This window comes from Halorientalis brevis (genome assembly GCF_042678165.1).
Classification (GTDB): Archaea; Halobacteriota; Halobacteria; order Halobacteriales; family Haloarculaceae; genus Halorientalis; species Halorientalis brevis.
In genome coordinates this window covers 1-18505 of record NZ_JBHUDJ010000002.1, presented here as the reverse complement: position 1 = coordinate 18505, position 18505 = coordinate 1, and the positions used below count along the sequence as shown (strand labels likewise).

General features: G+C 64.9%; 17 protein-coding genes and 1 pseudogene. 7 read left to right on the top strand and 11 right to left on the bottom strand.

Translation table 11 applies throughout. The annotated features are described in order from the left end of the window. Positions 1-98: 98 nt before the first annotated feature. Entirely contained in the window at positions 99-374 is a 276-nt protein-coding gene (locus tag ACFR9U_RS03750; protein ID WP_247376565.1) for a hypothetical protein, read from the bottom strand. Between the two features lie 119 nt (positions 375-493). Beyond that, complete coding sequence (locus tag ACFR9U_RS03745; protein ID WP_247376567.1) at positions 494-1237, bottom strand: DUF4382 domain-containing protein; 744 nt, start codon at positions 1235-1237, stop codon at positions 494-496. 134 nt (positions 1238-1371) lie between these two features. Between ACFR9U_RS03745 and rnz the strand changes: the two genes are divergently transcribed. Next, positions 1372-2304 (top strand): ribonuclease Z, encoded by a 933-nt coding sequence (rnz, locus tag ACFR9U_RS03740; RefSeq protein WP_247376569.1) that lies wholly within the window; start codon positions 1372-1374, stop codon positions 2302-2304. Here the strand turns inward: rnz and ACFR9U_RS03735 are convergent. Beyond that, the gene (locus tag ACFR9U_RS03735; protein WP_247376570.1) at positions 2301-4553 is read right to left on the bottom strand and encodes a histidine kinase N-terminal 7TM domain-containing protein; all 2253 of its coding nucleotides are present in this window, start codon (positions 4551-4553) and stop codon (positions 2301-2303) included. The genes rnz and ACFR9U_RS03735 overlap by 4 nt on opposite strands. A gap of 106 nt (positions 4554-4659) precedes the next feature. Between ACFR9U_RS03735 and ACFR9U_RS03730 the strand changes: the two genes are divergently transcribed. Then, a complete protein-coding gene (locus ACFR9U_RS03730) occupies positions 4660-5073 on the top strand; it encodes an HIT family protein (RefSeq protein ID WP_247376572.1) in 414 nt (137 codons plus the stop codon). A 2-nt stretch (positions 5074-5075) separates the two neighbouring features. Here the strand turns inward: ACFR9U_RS03730 and ACFR9U_RS03725 are convergent, their stop codons facing one another. Together ACFR9U_RS03725 and ACFR9U_RS03720 are read right to left on the bottom strand one after the other, a co-directional pair. Beyond that, positions 5076-5279: a helix-turn-helix transcriptional regulator gene (locus tag ACFR9U_RS03725; protein WP_247376574.1), complete on the bottom strand. Its 204-nt coding sequence runs from the start codon at positions 5277-5279 to the stop codon at positions 5076-5078. 2 nt (positions 5280-5281) lie between these two features. Then, on the bottom strand, positions 5282-5668 hold the full coding sequence (locus tag ACFR9U_RS03720) for a DUF2178 domain-containing protein (protein ID WP_247376576.1): 387 nt from the start codon (positions 5666-5668) through the stop codon (positions 5282-5284). 159 nt (positions 5669-5827) lie between these two features. Between ACFR9U_RS03720 and ACFR9U_RS03715 the strand changes: the two genes are divergently transcribed. Next, positions 5828-7810 (top strand): DUF460 domain-containing protein, encoded by a 1983-nt coding sequence (locus tag ACFR9U_RS03715; RefSeq protein WP_247376577.1) that lies wholly within the window; start codon positions 5828-5830, stop codon positions 7808-7810. Between the two features lie 298 nt (positions 7811-8108). Here the strand turns inward: ACFR9U_RS03715 and ACFR9U_RS03710 are convergent, their stop codons facing one another. Together ACFR9U_RS03710 and ACFR9U_RS03705 are read right to left on the bottom strand one after the other, a co-directional pair. Then, positions 8109-8297, bottom strand: coding sequence for a DUF7470 family protein (locus ACFR9U_RS03710; RefSeq protein ID WP_247376579.1), 189 nt, complete (start codon positions 8295-8297; stop codon positions 8109-8111). Positions 8298-8475: 178 nt separating this feature from the next. Continuing rightward, the gene (locus tag ACFR9U_RS03705) at positions 8476-8907 is read right to left on the bottom strand and encodes an SCP2 sterol-binding domain-containing protein (RefSeq protein ID WP_247376582.1); all 432 of its coding nucleotides are present in this window, start codon (positions 8905-8907) and stop codon (positions 8476-8478) included. 165 nt (positions 8908-9072) lie between these two features. Here ACFR9U_RS03705 and ACFR9U_RS03700 point away from each other — a divergent pair, with 165 nt between their 5' ends. Further along, positions 9073-9783 carry a hypothetical protein gene (locus ACFR9U_RS03700; RefSeq protein ID WP_247376584.1) on the top strand — a complete coding sequence of 237 codons (711 nt, stop codon included), beginning with the start codon at positions 9073-9075 and terminating at the stop codon, positions 9781-9783. A 32-nt stretch (positions 9784-9815) separates the two neighbouring features. Here the strand turns inward: ACFR9U_RS03700 and ACFR9U_RS03695 are convergent, their stop codons facing one another. Then, positions 9816-11177: a condensation domain-containing protein gene (locus ACFR9U_RS03695; protein WP_247376586.1), complete on the bottom strand. Its 1362-nt coding sequence runs from the start codon at positions 11175-11177 to the stop codon at positions 9816-9818. Positions 11178-11441: 264 nt separating this feature from the next. Between ACFR9U_RS03695 and ACFR9U_RS03690 the strand changes: the two genes are divergently transcribed. Both ACFR9U_RS03690 and ACFR9U_RS03685 read left to right on the top strand, forming a co-directional pair. Continuing rightward, positions 11442-13067 (top strand): hydroxymethylglutaryl-CoA reductase, encoded by a 1626-nt coding sequence (locus ACFR9U_RS03690; RefSeq protein WP_247376588.1) that lies wholly within the window; start codon positions 11442-11444, stop codon positions 13065-13067. Positions 13068-13385: 318 nt separating this feature from the next. Continuing rightward, the gene (locus tag ACFR9U_RS03685) at positions 13386-14081 is read left to right on the top strand and encodes a hypothetical protein (RefSeq protein ID WP_247376590.1); all 696 of its coding nucleotides are present in this window, start codon (positions 13386-13388) and stop codon (positions 14079-14081) included. A gap of 5 nt (positions 14082-14086) precedes the next feature. Here ACFR9U_RS03685 and ACFR9U_RS03680 read toward each other — a convergent pair whose 3' ends face one another. Then, on the bottom strand, positions 14087-15478 hold the full coding sequence (locus ACFR9U_RS03680) for a DUF445 domain-containing protein (RefSeq protein WP_247376592.1): 1392 nt from the start codon (positions 15476-15478) through the stop codon (positions 14087-14089). Positions 15479-15846: 368 nt separating this feature from the next. Here ACFR9U_RS03680 and ACFR9U_RS03675 point away from each other — a divergent pair, with 368 nt between their 5' ends. After that, positions 15847-16572, top strand: coding sequence for an apolipoprotein A1/A4/E family protein (locus tag ACFR9U_RS03675; protein ID WP_247376593.1), 726 nt, complete (start codon positions 15847-15849; stop codon positions 16570-16572). 91 nt (positions 16573-16663) lie between these two features. Here the strand turns inward: ACFR9U_RS03675 and ACFR9U_RS03670 are convergent, their stop codons facing one another. After that, on the bottom strand, positions 16664-18076 hold the full coding sequence (locus ACFR9U_RS03670) for an NAD(P)/FAD-dependent oxidoreductase (RefSeq protein ID WP_379813795.1): 1413 nt from the start codon (positions 18074-18076) through the stop codon (positions 16664-16666). A 242-nt stretch (positions 18077-18318) separates the two neighbouring features. Beyond that, positions 18319-18505, bottom strand: a pseudogene (locus ACFR9U_RS03665) (alcohol dehydrogenase); the annotation flags it as partial.

The window sequence follows — 18505 nt, the reverse complement described above, 5'->3', positions numbered from 1 at the left end:
GGACCAAAAAAGCCGCCTCCACGAGGCGAAGCCTCGTTCCGGCGGTGAACCGCGCTCCCTCCGGTCGCGCGGACGTTCTGGTGTATTTGCCGTCTCGATTAGGCGTCGAGGGAATCGGCGATGGCCTGCAGTTCCCCTTTTCGGAACGCCCGCGGTGCTTCGTCGGGGTCGTCCGTCTCCAGTTCGCCGAGTTTCCAGAGAATCCCGGCCCGCATCTGTGGTTTTGATGGCAGGCTGCCCGTACCGATGTCGTACCCCACTTCCTCGCAGAGCGCCGCGAGCATCTCCTTGGTGAACGCCGTCGACTCGACGCGCTCGTATCGTCCCACCGCCACCCGGATGTCGTTCCGCAGTTCGTCGACCGTTCTCGCCATGTGGCCGACGAGGCGAGCGCCACTGCTGTATATTTCGGTCCCTGGTCCCGAACGGACGAATCCACCGCTCGAATAGTTCCTTCGAAGGAGAAAATATGAGTTCCCTGTTGGGTACCGTCTCAGGCCGTCTCGTTGGTTGTCGTTTCGGTGGCCGTCGCCTCGTTGCCCGTCGACTCGTCGTCGTCCTTCTCGGCCTTGGCGTCGACTTCCTCGATCTGCCGGTCAGTGCCCGACTCGCTGATGACGGGCTGGAGGACGTACTTCCCGCTCTTGCCGGCCTCGTGGACCTGGACGTCGAAGACGAAATCGACCGATTCGTTCGCGCCGACGGTGAACTGGCTGTTGAGCTGGAGCTTGCCGCTCGGGAGCTTGACCCGCTGGCTCGTGCCGTCCGTTAGCGTTCCGTTGACCTCGCTGACGTACGCGAACACCTTCCCGTAGGACCCGTTGGGGACGGCGAACGAGTCGAGGAGCGTCGCGTTGTCGCCGACCAGTCGCGTCAGATCGACCGTCGTGTCGTTGACCGCGTACTCGACCCAACCGCCGGTGGTGCCGTCGTCGCCGTCGCTCTCGTTCGCTGCGGTCGTGTCGTTCGCCGCCATCGTCGTCGCCGTTCGCTCGAAACCCACGCGACTGACGGTGACGTTCAGCGACCGGAAGTCGTCGAGTGCGCCGGGCTTGTCGCTCACGTAGAAGTTGACGGTACCCGTGGACTCGGCGCTGTCCATCGTTCCCCCGCCGTCGCTGCCGGTCGTCTCGGTGTCGTTCGCCGACGTCTCGGTGCCGTTGGCTGGACCGCCGGAACAGCCGGCGAGTGCGACCATCCCTGCGACCAGGATCAGTGCGACCGTTCGCGAGTTCATCGTCAATTCGTTGCGCGCTGCGTACAAAAGCGGCGTGGCCGTTCCCGGGCGAGTAGCGGTGGTCGGCGTTGGTTCGGCCTCGCCGTCGGTGGCCTTTCGAAGCCCGTTTACCGGTCGCTCGCTGAAACCGGGGTATGCACGTGACCTTCCTCGGGACCAGCGGGGCCGTCCCGACGACCCAGCGTAATCCGAGCGCCGTGATGGTCCGCCGGGAAGGCGAGCGGTTCCTCTTCGACGCTGCCGAGGGCACGCAGCGCCAGATGATGCGGTTCAACACCGGCTTCGCCGTCTCGCAGGTGTTCGTCACCCATCTCCACGGCGACCACGTCCTCGGGCTTCCCGGACTCATTCAGACCTGGGACTTCAACGACCGCGAGGAACCCCTGGCCATCCACACGCCGGCCGGCACCCGTCAGCGCATCGAGGACCTCGTGACGCTCACCGGGAACGAACCCTCGTTTCCGGTCCGCATTCACGAGGTGTCGCCCGGCGACGTGGCGCTGGACCGCGAGGACTTCGAGATCCGCGCCATCGACGTCGACCACCGGGCGACAGCCGTCGGCTACGCCATCGTCGAAGACGACCGAAAGGGCCGGTTCAACCGCGAGAAAGCGGAGAACGAACTCGGCATCTCGCCGGGACCGGAGTACAGCAAACTCCACAACGGCGAGTCGGTCGAACTCGACGACGGGACGATCGTCAAACCCGAACAGGTCGTCGGCCCGCCCCGTCCCGGGCGACGGGTAGTCTACACGGGCGACACCCGCCCCATCGAGAGCGTCGTCGAGGCCGCCGAGGACGCCGATCTCTTGATCCACGACGCCACCTTCGCCGAGGACCGCCGTGAGCGGGCCGGCCAGACCGGCCACACCACGGCGAAGCAGGCCGCTGAGATCGCCAACCGTGCCGGGGCGAAACGCCTGGCGCTGACGCACGTCTCGACGCGTTACGCCGGGCAGTCCCACCGGTTAGAACAGGAGGCTCGCGAGGTCTTCGAGGGCGAGCGTGCCTTCCTCCCCGACGACGGCGACGAACTGGACGTTCCCTTCCCCGACGTCGAGGATTAGTTCGACCGGCTCGCGCCGCCATCGACGTGTTCGGCAGCGGCCCGCGAGACGCCAGTGATCTCGAAGCGCGCGCCCCCGGACTCGCTCTCTGTCGCCGTGATCGCCCAGCCGTGGTCCTCGACGACCTGGCGGACGATCGCCAGGCCGAAGCCGGTGCCGTCCTGTGCGGTGGAAACGCCCGACTCGAAGATGCGATCGCGCTCCTCGACCGGGATGCCGGGCCCGTCGTCCGCGACGTAGAAGCCGGTCGGCGCGCCGGTGACGGGACCGACGCTCACCGAGACGTCGGCACCGCCGTGGTCCACCGAGTTGCGAAAGAGGTTCTCCAGCAGTTGTTGCAACCGACTCTCGTCGGCCAGCAACTGCAGATCGGCAGCGACCGAGAGCGCCCCACCGCTGGTGTCGGCCAGCTCCCAGGCGTCCTCGGCGACGGTGGCCAGCGAGACGGAGTCGGGGTTCCGGACTGGCTCTCCCTGTCGAGCGAGCGTGAGCACGTCGTCGATGATCTCCTCCATCCGTCCGAGTGCCTGCTCGATCGCGTCGGCGTGCGCGTCGTCGTCGATCTGTTCGACGTGGCCGGACGCGACGGTCAGCGGGTTCCGCAGGTCGTGGGAGACGACGTTCGCGAACTCCTCGAGCCGGTCGTTTTGCTGCCGGAGTTCGCGTTCGCGCTCTCGGACCGTCTCCTCGCGGTCTGCTCGAGCGATGGCGGTCGTCGCGGTGGCGGCGAGCACCTCCGCGAAGTGGATCGTTTCGTCGTCGAGCGACGTCCGGGTCGTCGATCCGGCACCGAACACGCCGTACTCGCCGAGTGGGGTGACGAGCGCGCTCTCGATGCTGGTGTCGAGATCACGGGCGGCGTCGGCTGGCCGGTCGCCGTCGACGACGACCGTCTCACCGCGTTCGTAAGCGGTTCCCTGCAACCCCTCGCCGATGTCGAACGACGGCGGCGTCTCGTACAACTCCCGCACGTCGTCGGTGTACGCGACCGGCTGGAGCGTGTCGTCGTCCCGTCGCAGGTGGATCGCCACGTGTTCGAGGTCGACGACGTCACGAGCCGCGGTCACGACGTGTTCGCAGACGCCGTCGACTGTCTCGGGACGCATCATCTCCTGGGCCGTCCCTTGCAGTCCCGTGAGCGTCTCCTCGCGGCGCTTCCGTGCGGTGACGTCGTGGAGAACGACGGTCCAGCCCGTGACTGCCCCGTTTCGGTCGTGCAGGCCGGTGACTTTCACGTCGAAGACGCGCTGGCCCCCGTTCCGCTGGAGTGTGAGCGAGTCCGTCCCGAGTTCGAGGGTCCGTCGGCCGCCCGACCCGGCGTGGCCGCTCAGCGGCGTGTTGCCGGCAGTCGGGTCCGGGAGCGGCCCGAGTAACGAATCCAGTTCGGGAAAGCTCGTCTCGATCGGCGATCCGATCGGGTCGTCGTCGGCGAGGAGGCGCTGTGCGGCGGGGTTGGCGTCGATGAGCCGCCGGTCGGGCGAGAGGACGAGCATGCCGTCGTCCATGTTCTCGACGACCGAGCGCCGGGCGATGGGAGCCAGATCGAGCAGATCGTACCGAAACAGCGCCCAGAAGATGACGAGACCGGAAAACACGAAGGCAAACGGCGTGGGATCGAGCGCCGGCCACGGCAGCACTCCGGCGTAATACAGGCCGTTGAGGACGCCGGGCGGGATCGCCGCGAGCAGAACGAGATCCGTCTGGCGGCGGTAGCGGTGGACCGACCGTTTCCGATGGCGGAGCAAGCGCACGAACGCCAGTGAGATGACGAGGTAGCTGTAGCCGACGTTGAGCCACCAGACCGGGCCGTGTTCGACCGACAGGAGGACGAACGGCCCGCTCTCGACCAACTGTGGTGCGGTCCAGGAGAGCGTGTGGACGGCGCCGTTCGTCAGAATCATCGGAACGTTCGCCAGCGGGAGCAGCGAAAGGAGCACGATCGTTCGCGCGGCCATCGGGTTCTCTGCGTCGGTGTACTCGGCGACGAACGCGTACCAGGTGACCGGAATCCAGGCGAGCCCGATGATCTCGACGCGGAACCACAGGAGCGCCGCTCCCACCGTCGGGCTCGCCAGTTCGAGTCCGAAGCCGACGAGCCAGAGTGTCGTCGCACCCATCTGGATCCCTAACCACCGTGCGCCGGCCTGATCGCGACGGCGCCAGAACAGGATTCCGAGCACGCCTGCGATCGCCGCTCCGAGAAACGCCACGAGTGCCAGCCACAGCGTCGGCTCGGTGCGTGCGACCATCTGGCCGACATTCTCGTTCTGTCACAAAAACATGTGCGGCCGTTTCAACTGTCGAGCGCGGGTGCGCAGCACCGGGAGTTTTGGTCGTGTAGCTCGACCGATGTGTATGACCGACTGTCCGTTCTGTTCGATCGCGGCCGGCGACGGACCGGCGAGCGTCGTCTACGACGGCCCGGAAACGATGGCGTTCATGGATCTCAACCCGATCAACGAGGGACACGTGTTGGTGATCCCGCGCGAGCACTCCCAGGGGCTGGCGGGGCTCGTCCCGGCGACCGGCGGGCGCATGTTCGCCGTCGCGCAGAAGGTCGCGGCCGCGCTCCGGACGTCGAGCGTACCGACGGACGGCGTCAACCTCTTTCTCGCCGACGGGGAAGCCGCCGGCCAGGAGGTGTTCCACGTCCACCTGCACGTGATTCCTCGCACCGAAGACGACGACGTCACTCTCGCAGCCGAGCAGTCGCGGGTGGCCCGCGAGGAACTGAACGACGTCGCCGACGAGATCACCGAACTGCTCTGAGGTCAGTCCTCGGCGCGCGACCAGTGGAAAATCTCCTCGATCGATCGGTCGTAGTGAGCTGCGAGGGCGAAGGCCAGTTCCAGCGACGGATCGTAGCGGTCGCGCTCGATGGCGTTGATCGTCTGGCGAGTGACGTCGACGGCGGCCGCGAGGTCGGCCTGGCTCTCACCGTTGTCCTCGCGTAGCGCAGGCAAGTCGTTGTCCACGGCTACCGCCTCGCGAGGAGGAGGTTGAGGCCCCACACCAGGTACAGAGCGGTCACGAACCACGCGATGGGCGTCAGCCACCAGGGCCACTCGAACATGCCCAGTGCGGTGAGGGCCGTCATCGTCGGGAAGACCACCGCCGACGTGACACCGAAGATCGAGATGGTGTTGGCGCTCGCCTCTTTAACGATGTCCTCGTCGCGCTCGTCGAACAGCGGTCCCTCGTAGCCGCGCTGGAGGTTGATCGCGACGAGCGCCGCCACGCCGAATGCGACTGCACCCACGACGGGATAGCCGGCGACGATCAGCCCCGCGAACGCGACCGTTCCGGCGAGCCAACTCCCGATGTACGACCGGCGGTACGTGGACTCCGAGTGAGTGGATGGCACGTGTTCCATGTCAAGATCACTTTCCGTAAAGCGTCCTTTACAGTAAAGTATCTTTTACACACCGAGTTAAATATTTCCCTCGTTCGGGAGCGCCGTCCTTCGAAACCAGTCACCGGGTCCCCCACGAAACTTATACGGAACAGGTCCCTAGCCCGAGGTGTGAACGCCCGCACGAGCGCCCTTGATAAAGTCGTCTTCGGGGTGGACGTACAGAGTGGGGACGTCCGGGGGGACGTGTCGTACGCACTCGTGGCCTTCGACGGGGAGTCGCTGGACCGCGACGTGGTCTCGCGACGGAAACTCCGCCGACTCGTCGATCGCGAGGAACCCGCGATGCTCGCGACCGACAACATGTACGAACTCGCCGAGGACAAGGACGCACTCGTCCATTTCCTTCGTGAGTTGCCCGACGAGACGACGCTGGTTCAGGTGACCGGTGCCGAGCGCCCGGAACCGCTCTCCCGGGTCGCCTCCCGCCACGGCGTCCCCTACGGGAAAGACCCCATGAAAGAGGCGGAAGCAGCCGCTCGCCTCGCCGCGGTGAACGTCGGCCAGGAGGTGACTGCTTTCACCAACACGACGCGCGTGAAAGTCTCTCGCGGCCGTTCGACCGGCAAGGGCGGCTGGTCCGAGGACCGCTTTACCCGACGCATCCACGGCGCGGTCAAGAAGCGCGCCCGCGAGGTGGCCAGCGAACTCGACGACGCCTCGCTGGACTACGAACGCGACGTGACCGAGAAGTACGGCGGGTTCGCCAACGCCGTCTTCGAGGTCGAAGGCCGCCCGTCGGACATCCCGGTCTCGACCGAACGGTCGGGGGACGTCAGGATCGAGATCGAACGCGAACGGCGCGACGGCGTCGAGTTCCAGCCGCTGGTCAAGCGCCGGGACCACGTTCTGGTGGGCATCGACCCCGGAACGACCACGGCGGCGGCCGTCGTCGGCCTCGACGGCACAGTACTGGACGTGATGAGCACCCGCACCGGCGACACGGCCGACGTCATCGAGTGGCTCATCGAGCGCGGCCGTCCGATCATCGTCGCGGCGGACGTGACGCCGATGCCCGAGACCGTCGAGCAGTTCCGACGGAGCTTCGAGGCCGCCGGCTGGGCACCCCACGCGGACCTCCCGGTCGACGAGAAGAAACACCGGACCCGCGAGGCGAGCTACGACAACGATCACGAACGCGACGCGCTCGCGGCCGCACTGTACGCGTTCGACGCCCACGAGGACCAGTTCGACCGCGTCGCCGAGAAGGTCCCGCCGCGACAGGACCTCGGCGAGGTGCTCGCACGCGTCGTCACCAACGAGGAATCGGTCGAATCCGTGCTCCGGGACCTCGAAACCGACGAGGACGAACCCGAAGAAGAGACCGAACACACCGAGCGGGAACTCACCGCCGAGGAAAAGCAGATCAAGCGCCTCAAGGCCCGCGTCGATCGGCTGGAGTCCCACGCCGAGAACCTGAAAGAGACGATCGCCCGGAAGGACGAACAGATCGAGGAGTACGAGCAGGAACTCACCGCCGAGCGCCAGCGCGAGCGCCAGAAGGCTCGCGAACGTCGCGAAGTCACGCGGCTCGAACGGGAGAACGAGCGGCTCGAACGCGAACTCGAAACCGAACGCGAGAACGTCGAGGAACTGGCGGACAAACTCGAACGGCTCAAAGCCCTCTGGAAGCTCGATCACTCGAACTTCGCCGACGTCTCCGAGAAACAGCAGGACCTCGTCCCGGTGAAGGTGATCGAGAAGTTCACGAAGGGCGCCATCGAGCACGCCGACGAGCAGTACGGGCTGGCCGAGGGCGACGTGATCTACCTCCGTGACGCCAGCGGCGCCGGGCGATCGACCGCCCAGAAACTCGCCGACGTGAACCCCAGGGTCGTCCTGAAAGACGGCGGCCTCTCGGAGATGGCCGACGACCTGCTCTTCGAGCACGACGTCCCCGTCGGGCCGGCCGCGGACGTGACGATCCAGGAGGTCGACGAACTCGCCGTCGCTCGCGAGAGTGAGGTCGAAGCCGCCATCGAGGACTGGCACGAGCGGGCCGAGGAACGCGTCAAACAGCAAAACGAACAGATGGTCGACCGGCTCATCAGCGAGCATCGCGCCTCCGACCGCGGTGCCGAGTCGGGACATTGATTCCCTCGGCGCTGCCGCACTTCTCGGTTTTCCGGCGCTATTCCGTCTTCTCTACATTCCTACATCTCAGCGGTCGGGTAATCTACTCGAACCCGAGATAATGCTCATGTTCGTCGAGGCAGTGAGTAGCGACACGTGAACTGCCCCAACTGCGACGCCACGATGACGACCGTTTACGACTATCACCGATGCGAGCGCTGCTGCTACGTCCCACACCAGGGCGCTGACTGACGGCCGACGCGAACGGCGACGAAAAAGCAGGGTTCGGGTTTTTGTGCGGTTCGGCGATCGAGTCCGCTTACATCATCTGGCCCATGCCGAGCGACCCCAGGAACCCCGAGACCAGTCCGTAGATCACGAGGCCGAGGCCGGCGACGACGAACGCGACGCCGGCGGCGATGAGCAGGTCGATGTACGCGAGGAGGGCGATCCCTCCGAGCAAGAGCAGAAACCCCAGCAGTCCGGCGACGCCCAGTTTGTCCAACATACGAACCTCTGTCTCAGCGGACGACTTAAAAACTGAGAAACCGCTTCGGTGTGGTTGTTTTTGCCATGCGTCTGTCTCTTGGACCGGGGTTGCGGCGGCGCTGTCGCTGACGGGTCACACGTCGGAACCAGCGGCGTCGCCCGGCACCAGTCTGGGCCGTCCGTGCGGTGTGGCGAGATCAGTACTCGAACTCGGTGTCGATCTCGGCGGCGTTCTCGGTCATCACGGTCGCGGCGTCCGAATACTGCAGGACCTTCTGCATGTCGCCGTCGAGGTCGAACTTGCCGCTCATCAGGCCGTCGATGGCGCCGATGTCGCCCCGGATCATGCCCTTCCAGTTCGAGTACGGGCCGCGATAGGCGAAGCCCCAGTCGACCTCGTCTTCGTCCTCGATCTGTTCTGCCTCGTGGCAGGTGCCGTCTTCCACGTCGATTTTGAACTTCAGGTTCTCGCCGTCGTAGACGTCGTCGGGCTGAATGTCGAAGAGGAACACGCCGTTGAAGTCGACGCCCCACCCCTGGCCGGCGTCGCTGTACGCCTCGCTCTCGTTGAGCTGGTTGGCCCACTCGTCGATCCATTCCTGTCCGTCGCTCGGCAGTGTGATTGCCATACTCTTCCGTGGCCAGCGACCGGCTTCTCGATTGCCCCTCGCACACTCGGTTCTTTAATGGGGTTCGTCCCCGTCATCGCGGCGACCGTCCGGTTCCCGCAGTATTGACCTACGAGCGACAGAATGACGGACGTTGACTGACAATCGCTCACACGGGGAACGACGATGGGGAACGACACTACTCCGCTCACGCCGTTGCTGACACTGCTCGAAGGGTTCACGCCGGGGGACGAGGCCGACGCCGCGGCCATGTTTCCGCTGTCGCCGGTCGCGCTGCTCCGCGGTCGCAGCGGCGGCACGGCGTCGCCCGAGGAGGGCACGAAACGCGCGGTCAGGCAGCTCTACGCCGTGTTGCTCGGTCTCTCGAGCGACTCGCCAGTCGACACGTGGCAGCAACTGCTCGACACGGCGGTCTTCGACGCGCCCTGGTTCACGATCGAGAAGTTCACCGGCGTCACGGCGACGACGTATCGCGTCTGGTTCCACACGCTGGCCCAGATGCTCGTCGAGAGCTACTCGCTGCGGATCATTCACGACGAACTCGTCGTGGACGGGCACAAGCGGACGACCGATACCGGCCGGTGGCTCTGGCGGCTGCCCCAGTCCGACCGCGAACAGCTGCTGAAGCGGTGTACCGACGTCGACGACGAGACGGTCGAACAGATGCAGATCGCACGACGACACCGCGACGAACTGCTGTACGATTTCGGGACCTGGGGCGAGATCGACGCCGGCGAGGGCCTCGCCGAGGCACGGCAGCATCTGCAGGTGTTGACGGCGCTCGACGCCCGCGCCACCGACGGCTCCGTGTTCCCGTTCTTCCCGGACGGCGTCGACGAACTGGCGTCGACGACCGACGACGAGACCGCGGAGTAGGCCTGTGACGCGCTCGAACGCGTTCAGGCCGTCTATGCGGCGTCGATCGCCTCGGCGATCCCGTCGAGGAAGTAATCGGAGAACCGCTCGGCGGCGTCCTGCCCGAGCACTTCGCGCCGGTGGCGGAAGGTGAACGTCACCTGCCCGCCGTAGGTCGCGACGCCGACGCCGACCGGCGTCCCCTTCCAGACGGGCGGCGTGAACCACGGCCGCTCCCGGCCGTCGTCGCCCGAAAGCGACGGCATCACCGGAATCTTCCCGACGTTGGTCAACATTGCCGTGTCCCAGATGCGGTGGCCCGGCCCGCGCAGCAGTTCCGGGAGTTCCTGCTTGATCCCGAGCGGCACCTCGTCGGGGAACATCCGCATCAGCTTGTACGGCGCAGACGCCCGGTCGCGGTCTTTGACCCGACTGGTCTGTTCGGCGATCTCCCGTGCGGCCTCCATCGGGTCCGCTCGGTGTTTCTTGCGGGTGTGGATGCTCTCGAACATCGTGTACATCCCCGACGCGGAGTAGAAGTGATCGTCGGGCCTGATGTTGATCGGCATCATGGTGCTGATTTTGCGCGCTCGCTTCCCGTGGTCCTCGTTCCACCGTTCGATCCCCAGGTGGAGTCCCGTCAGGAACACGTCGTTGACCGAGACGCCGTCCGGTCTGTCGTTGACGACCGCGTCGGTGACGTCGTCGTCGAGCACGCGGCGCGTGAACCGCCAGCCCCAGTCCGGATCGTCGGGCTCGCGGTCCTCGGCGATGCGCGCCGGCTCGTCCACGGTGTTCTGTAACTGTCGAGCGACCTTGTCGATCACGTCGATGCCGTCGTCGAGGAAGTTGAACGTGTCGAGGATCGACGACGGTTCGAGGTCGTCGAGCCACTCGCGGGACTCCGCGAACGACACCGAATCCTGCCAGAGCGGTTCCCCGCGGTACGCCTGACAGACCGCCTGCGTGAACTGCAGCGTCCCGACCCCGTCGACGGCCGAGTGGTGTAAACTCACCAGCAGCCGGTCGCCGCCGTCGATCCCCGCTCCACGGAGGACGAGCGCCCGCATCGGCCGCTCTTCGGTCAGATCGAACTTCTGGAAGTACGCCCGGTTCTGGGCCTCTTCGACGGTGATCTCCCCGGCGTCGAACACCTCGATGTCGAACTCGATGTCCTCGATTTCGGACTCGTCCGGCAGTTCCCACACGTACCGCGAGTCGGCGATCGTGGCCGACCGCATCTTCGCCCCCACGATCGGATGATGCTTGCACGCAGTTCTGGCGGCCTCGTGCAACTGGTCGATGTCGATGGTCGCGGTCGTCTCCACCTCGGCCTGAATGTTCCAGGACGTGTGTTTCTGCTCGATGTGATACACCGCTTCCTCGATCATCGACACTGGAACTGACGTGCTCATCGACGGCACCCCTCTATGATCCCCATCATATTTACTAGCGTATAATTCACGAACCGGTATAAAAGCCTGTAAACGCTCAGTGCAACAACTAGAGATGTTCCCGGTTCGCGGCCTACCCCGTGTTTGGAATTATGACACATGGTGGGTTCTTCCACACGGCTCAACGCGGAATAAAACCGCCTGTATTAAATGACCGGCCGAAAATATTACGGGAATGTTACGGCTGTACGAAATTTTATGTCCATGTAGTTGCCCGTCAGTAGTATGGCAATTCCGAGACCAGAGAGTGGGATTCTGAACAGGCTGTACGCCAACCTGTTCGGATCGAGTGGGCGGTTCGTTTCGCTGGACGTTCCGGAGAAGATACTGAAGCGATTGTACACGTACGGGAGTATCACCAACACGGACGAGGGGCTGCAGTTCGAGGTGAAAAACAGGCTCCAGGACGCCGAATTCGCCGGCGTCAACCGCCTTGCGATCAACGGGGAGGAGATTTCGGAAGACCGCGTTCGGCTGGAGACGGTGGACGAATCAGTCCACCGACTCGACGAGGTCGACGGGGAGAACCCGCTGTCGTTCCCGGTGGGGCGGACCCTCTACGTGATCGTCGAGGGGATGGAATTGCCGACCGGCGATCACACGCTCGACATCGAGTTCGTCGCCCACCCGTTCGGGGACCTCTCGCTCTCGATCGCGGACACCATTCGCGACGAAGAAGAGATCCCGAGCATTCCGCGCCGTGACGACAACAACTTCACCGAGGAGGCCATCCAGGACCGCCACGAGTTCCTCGAGGAGACGACCAACGTGGACCTCGAACACATTCCGCACTACTCGGTCGATCCCGAGGAGGATCTGGAGGGGAACATCGAGAACTTCATCGGCGTCGCCCAGATGCCGATCGGGCTGGCGGGGCCGCTGAAGGTCAACGGCGAACACGCCGACGGCGAGTTCCCGATTCCGCTGGCGACGACCGAGGGAACGCTCGTCGCCTCCTACAGCCGCGGCATGAAGGCGATCAACCTGAGCGGCGGCGCGAAGACCACTGTGACGGACGACAAGATGAACCGCGCGCCGGTGTTCGTCTTCGAGGACGCACGCGTCGCTCGCGACTTCCGCGAGTGGGTGTTCGACCACTACGACACGATCAAGGAGAAAGCCGAGGAGACCTCCAGCGTCGCCGAACTCGTCGAGATCGAGGACTACATGACCAACAACTACGCGTTCCTCCGCTTTGGCTACAAGACGGGGGACGCCGCGGGGATGAACATGGTGGGGAAGGCGACCTTCGCCGCCTGCAACTGGATTCTGAGCGAGTTCCCCGGCTACGTCGAGAACTTCTATCTCGACGGCAACTTCTCGACCGACAAGAAGGCCTCCAAGGTCAACGACCTGATGACCCGCGGCAAGCGCGTGACCGCGGAAGTGACCCTGCCCGAGGAAGTGCTGGTCCACCACCTCGGTGCCGATCCGGAGAGCATCCACCACCACGGCAAAGTCGGGACGCTCGGTTCCTTCTTCGCCGGCAACACGACGAACGGCGCCCATCCGGCCAACGGGCTGGCGTCGCTGTTCATCGCGACCGGCCAGGACGAGGCGAACGTCGCCGAGTCCCACGCGGCGATGGTCAACACCACGCTGCTCGACGACAACTCGCTGCACGTCTCCGTGACGATCCCCTCGCTCATTGTCGCGACCTACGGCGGCGGGACGGGCCTGCCGACCCAGAACGAGGGCCTGGAGATCCTGGACTGTGACGGCCCCGGCAACGTCAACAAGTTCGCCGAGATCGCTGCTGGCGTCGTCCTCGCCGGCGAACTCTCGCTCGCTTCGGCGATCTCCGCCTCGGACTGGGTCACCAGCCACGAGGAACTCGGGCGCAACCGCTGAGCAATCGGCCAGTCCCAAGCGTCGCCAGTTCGCTGTTTTTCCCGCTGTCTCCCACCGTGATCGTCGGTTCGCGTCTGCAATCCGCCGTTTGCAAACCCTAGACGCAGAGTTGCAGTACCAACTTCCCAACAGTCGCCCGAACGCGGACGTCGATCTCCGTTCTACAGACTGCGACCAGTCGCGTCTGCGGCTGGCGTCTCGGGTTGTTTGACCAGAACATTCTTACATACTCACACTGGTAGGATGCGCCCTGAAGTTTGCGCCTGCCGGCATTGTGCTTTTGTACTGGACGTGGTAAACAGAGTCGAGTTGATCTCCATGGTCCTGTATCCCTCCGAAGAGTGGCTGGACGAATATCAGCGGTTGATCAACGAGAGTTCGGAACTGGACGGGTTCGAATTCGACGAGAACCTGCTGCTCGTCATCACTGATCTGAACCTCGCTACTATCACACTCGGCGACCTCTCCGATGAGGTTCTCAGTGAACTGCCGCCCTCGGCGCGGGAAGGACTCGAAGACGTGTCCATCGACGAGGCGACCGACCTCATCGACGAGTCGATCAGGTCGTCGCTGCCGGCGACGTTGCGGAACCTGCTCGAGCAGACGGAACGCGACGTGGTCGAGGGGACGATCTACGTGTACGTCGAACTGGAGGACGGCGACTGCACGGAGCTGGCCCTGGTCGACGGGCCAGGGGATCGCGAGGTCGGGACGGCCTTCCGTGCGTCCGCGCACACGTGGCAATCGATCATCGCGGGTCGACCGGCCACGTCCGCCGTGATCAGCGGCGACCTGGAGATAATCGGCAACGAGTTGCTGAAGATCCCGTACACGGCGGAGCTACAGTTGCTCTGTGACATCGCCGCCGACGTCGACACCGAGTTCCTCATCGAACACGAGGGTGAATCCTTCGTCAACTTCCTGCTCGACGAGTCGATCCGACAGCCAGTCACCGTCCAGAAGTGCGTCACGCGACAGGCTGCCCTGACAGTCCAAACGCTCTCACCGTTCTAACACGCTCACAGCGCAGTCACGACGAGCAGCTGGATCCAGCCCGCCACGAACCCGAGGACCGCACCGATGCCGATCAGGAGCCACTCGTCTTCTTTGAACGCCGACCGGAGCATCACGCAGTAGTCCTCGGGCGGGAGTTCCTTCATGCGCCTGGCGATCAGTTCCTGGACCGGGCCGCTCCGTCTGCGGTTGAACGTGGGGTCCTTGAGCGGCTCGAATGCGTACTCGATCGTCTCGTTGGCGAACGATTCGCGGATGGCCTCGTACTCGCGGTCCCCGGTGGTGACGCGCACGAGCGGGCCGGCGACGCCGACCGCCTCGTCGACTGCCGGGCGGAGCGCGTCCGTGATCATCTTGCGGGTCCGGTCGGACTTCGAGCCGTTCAGCATGTTCTCGGCGATGTTGCCGACGGTGACGATCTCGCCGGCGACGAGTTCCGAGTACGTCTCCGCGGCCTCGTTCTGGCGCTTGATGAACAGCCCCTGGACGGTGAACGGGCCGACCTTGACCGGCTGTTTCGGGTTGAAGATCGCCTTGATGGCGATGAAGTTGGTGAAGTACCCGACCAGGGTGCCCGCGACGGGCAACACCCACCACTCACCGATGTAGATGAACAACGGGATCGAGAAGATCCCCAGGAACGTCCCCAGAAAAAAGCCAGAGTTGATGAGGAACTTCAGTTCCCGGTCGCCGATCTCCAGGAACATCTTGTTGAGCAACTCGGGGTCGTTCCCCAGCTTGTTGACCATCATCATCTTCATGTCCATCAGGTCGTCGATGTTCTCGCCGATGTCGTGGAACACCCGATCGACCACCGCCGGCATCGAGGACTCGACGCGCGAGTGGATCATCTCGCGAACCGCTGGCGGTGCGTCGCGCCACAACTGCGGGTGCTCGCGTCGGATGATGTCGTCGACGAGTCGGTGGATGTCGTCGCTGGCCGCCGCGACGACGTGCTCGGCGATGGTCTCGGGATCGAACTGCTCGTAGAACTCCTTCTGACTCGCGATCTTCGTGACGCCGTTGTCGGCGGCGAGGCTCCCCATCTTCGCCGCCCGCGAGGGGACGATTCCCTGCCAGCCCAGTTTCCCCTCCCGGACGCCCGGAATCTGCTGGATCTTCGTCGGGAGCAGCGACGCCACCTGCTGCATTCCGGGCACTTTGACGCCGAAGAAATCAACCGGGTGGAAGAGCAGTCTGATCCCCACCCAGTTCGTGACGTAGCCGATGATCCCCGTGATCGGCGGGATCAGCACCAGACTCCAGTTGATTCCGGACGGCACGATCGATGCGAGGTCGCCGGGCAGACTCACCGGTCCCGCGAGCAGGTGGCTGACTGACAAGCCACTCCCCAGGACGGCGAACAGCCCCAGTTCGACGGGTAGCACCTCGCTCATCAGTATCCTGGCTCAGTCGCCGTCCGGTTCCACGACCCCCCAGGAGCGCTCGACGCCGCCAGCGGCCCCACAAGTGATCGTCCCTGTTCCCCCGTTCCTGTCTGTCTCGAACCCTCGTCTGTTACCACGTCGACTCCCCCAGAGTCTCGATACGACGATGTTTTCGGTCGATTGACTTAATTCAACCGAACACTACATTTGTCTCGTACTCGGTTTCTTCGGGTACAGCGGCTGTTCTGGCCGGTTTGTTTCCTTCGAGGGCACTCCGCCAGCTAGAAGTAACATTGGGGTGAAGATATAGGTGTAGGGAACATTCCGCTGGCAGAGGGGGTAGTCCGGTCGAATACGCGGAGCCACTACACAGTACCATGAGCGACAACACGTCACCGATCGACGCGATCTTCAGAGTCCAGCGCGACGCAATCAAGCACGGCCAGAACCTGGTCGCGCTCTCCGTGAAACTACCGGCGGACGTCAACGAGACGATCCGGGGGACGATCGACGCTCAGATGGACGCTCAGCAGCGGACCATCGAGTTCGCCCAGGACACCAGTAATCAGCTGCTAGATGCGCTCGAATCGACGGCCTCGGGTGACGACGAGACGATCGACGACATCCGGGAATCGGTCAACAACGGGTTCGACACGCTGCTCGAGCGCCACGCCGACACGATCGACGCCGTCGACGAGAACTACGAGGCCGGCATCGAGCGCTACGACGAGAGCGTCGAGGAGGCGCTGGATATGCTCGACGATCAGCTCGACGTCCTCGTCGAGGTAAACGAGGACCTCGAAGACCAGACCGTCGACACCATCGAGCGGCTCGCCGACCAGTACGACGAGTTCCAGGACGAACTCGAAGCACGTGCCGACGACCTCTCGGAGACGATCGACGAGCAGGCCGACGAGTTCGGCGACCAGTTCGTCCAGCAACTCGACCGGTATCAGGACCAGCTCGACACCCTGCAGGAGCGCTTCGACGACCTCCAGGGTGACCTCGAAGACACCGTCGAACGAGCCCGCGAGGAGAGCACTGTCGACGACACCCGTGAGACGGCCGAGACCGACGACGAGAGCGACGCGCCGGAAGCCTGACGATCCGGGCGCACCGCTCGCGCCCTTCTGACGAAGTAATGGGACAGATCACGCCGAGCGCCGACTGTGTCTCAGTGCCGGCATGGTTGGGTCAGCGATTCTCGTCCTGACTCCCAAACAGCGAGAGCGGGGACACCACCGATCGTTCGAGCAGGTTCACCGGACTCCCGGGATAGCGCCGATCGGCGAGCCGGGTTACGAACGTCAGATCGACGGCGTCGCTCGGTGCGAACGCGTCCGCGAGAGCGAGTCCGGTCGCGCCGAGCGTCGACTGGAGTTCGCTCGGCGAGCCGGGGTCGGTCGGCACCTGTTTGATCGGGAGGTCGCCGAGCGAGACGACCGACTCGTGGGTCGGCCAGCCGAACTCCTCGGCCACGAGGTCGGCCGCGTCGCCGAGCGCCCCGACGGAGCTGAGGTGGCCCGCACCGATCACGGCCTTGGCAGCCCGCGCGGGCTCGCCGCTCAGGACGGCCGGGCCGACCTGTGCGACCGCGCCGTCGCCGACGCTGACGACCCAGCCCAGCGAGTCGTACTCGTACGTGGCCAACTCGTCGTCGGCGCCGTCCGATTCGGTGCTATCGTCGGTTGCCTCCTCGATGCGCTGCCGGACGTTCTTCGCGGTGACGCGCGCCTGCCGGATCGCCGTCTGGGCGCTCGCCGGTGCGGTGGTGCCGTCGTCGCCGTCGCTCTTGCCGGCGTCGCCGACGACGAAGGTACTGTCGCTGACCTGGAGATCGGATTCGACGCGGGGCCGGTCTCCCTCGAAGGCCGCAGGGCCGTGGATGCCCCCGGTCCAGACGAACACGTCGGCCGGGAGCGTTCGCCCGTCGGCCAGGTGAACCGCGTCCTCGTCAGCGCGCTTGACGCCGACGCCGGTCTCGACGGTCACGTCACGGGCGTCGAGTTCCTGGCGGAGCGCCGTCCTGAACGCGGGGTCGAACCCCGAGGCCACGCTGTCGGAGCGCTCGACGACGGTCACGTCCAGATCGAGTCCCTCCGCAGCGGAGAGCGCGGCGAGTTCGCCCGCGACCTGGACGCCGGAGAGGCCGGCGCCGCCGACGACCGCGTGGCCCCCGGCAGCGGTCAGCGTGTCGTCGTGAATCTTCCGTGCGTCGGCGAGTCGTTTGAGCGGCGTGGCGTGGTCTTCGACGCCCGGGAGGTCGTAAAAGGCGGTTTCCGCACCGAGGCAGACGGCGCCGACGTCGTATTCGAGCGTCGTCTCGCCGTCTCCGTCCACCGGTGCGAGGGTCGCGACGCCATCGTCGGCGTCAATCCCGGTCACGCGCGCCTGGCGGACCTCGGCCTCGGAGAGGACCGCCGACAGTGGCACGGTGATCGTGTCGGCGAGGGATGGGCGGCGCACGACGCGGTGGAGTTCGTGCTGGACGAGATGTGACTCGGACTCGTCGACGACGACGAGTTCCACGTCGTCGGGAGCGTGTCGTTCGAGCCGCCGGGCGACGGTCAGTCCGGCGTAGCCAGCGCCGAAGACGGCAACGCGCATAGTCTGCTATTCTCGCTGACAACTGATAACTGCACTGCAAGACACAACTATTGGGTTGTGGGCGACCTATTGCTGTCGTGCGGTCGTGGTTGGCATCCGCGCGAGCGTGAGCGAGCGCGGTTCACTGCTGGCGAGGGAGCAGTGCGACCGAGCCAGCAGCACGTTTTAGTCCAGGTTTTGCGACCGAGTGGTACCCGCAGCGAGCGCTTGCGAGCGAGGATACCCGAGGGAGTAAAAAGTGGTTAGAACTCGTTACAGACCGGGATGCCGACCGTCTCGTAGTCGCCCATGGACTCGACGACGTCGGGCACTTCTTCGAGCGAGACCGTCTCGGTGACGATCCGGCCGGGGTCGATCTTATCCTGCTCCATCATGCGGAAGATCTCCTGATACTGGTTCGGGGGCATCCCGAACGAGCCCTTGAAGTCC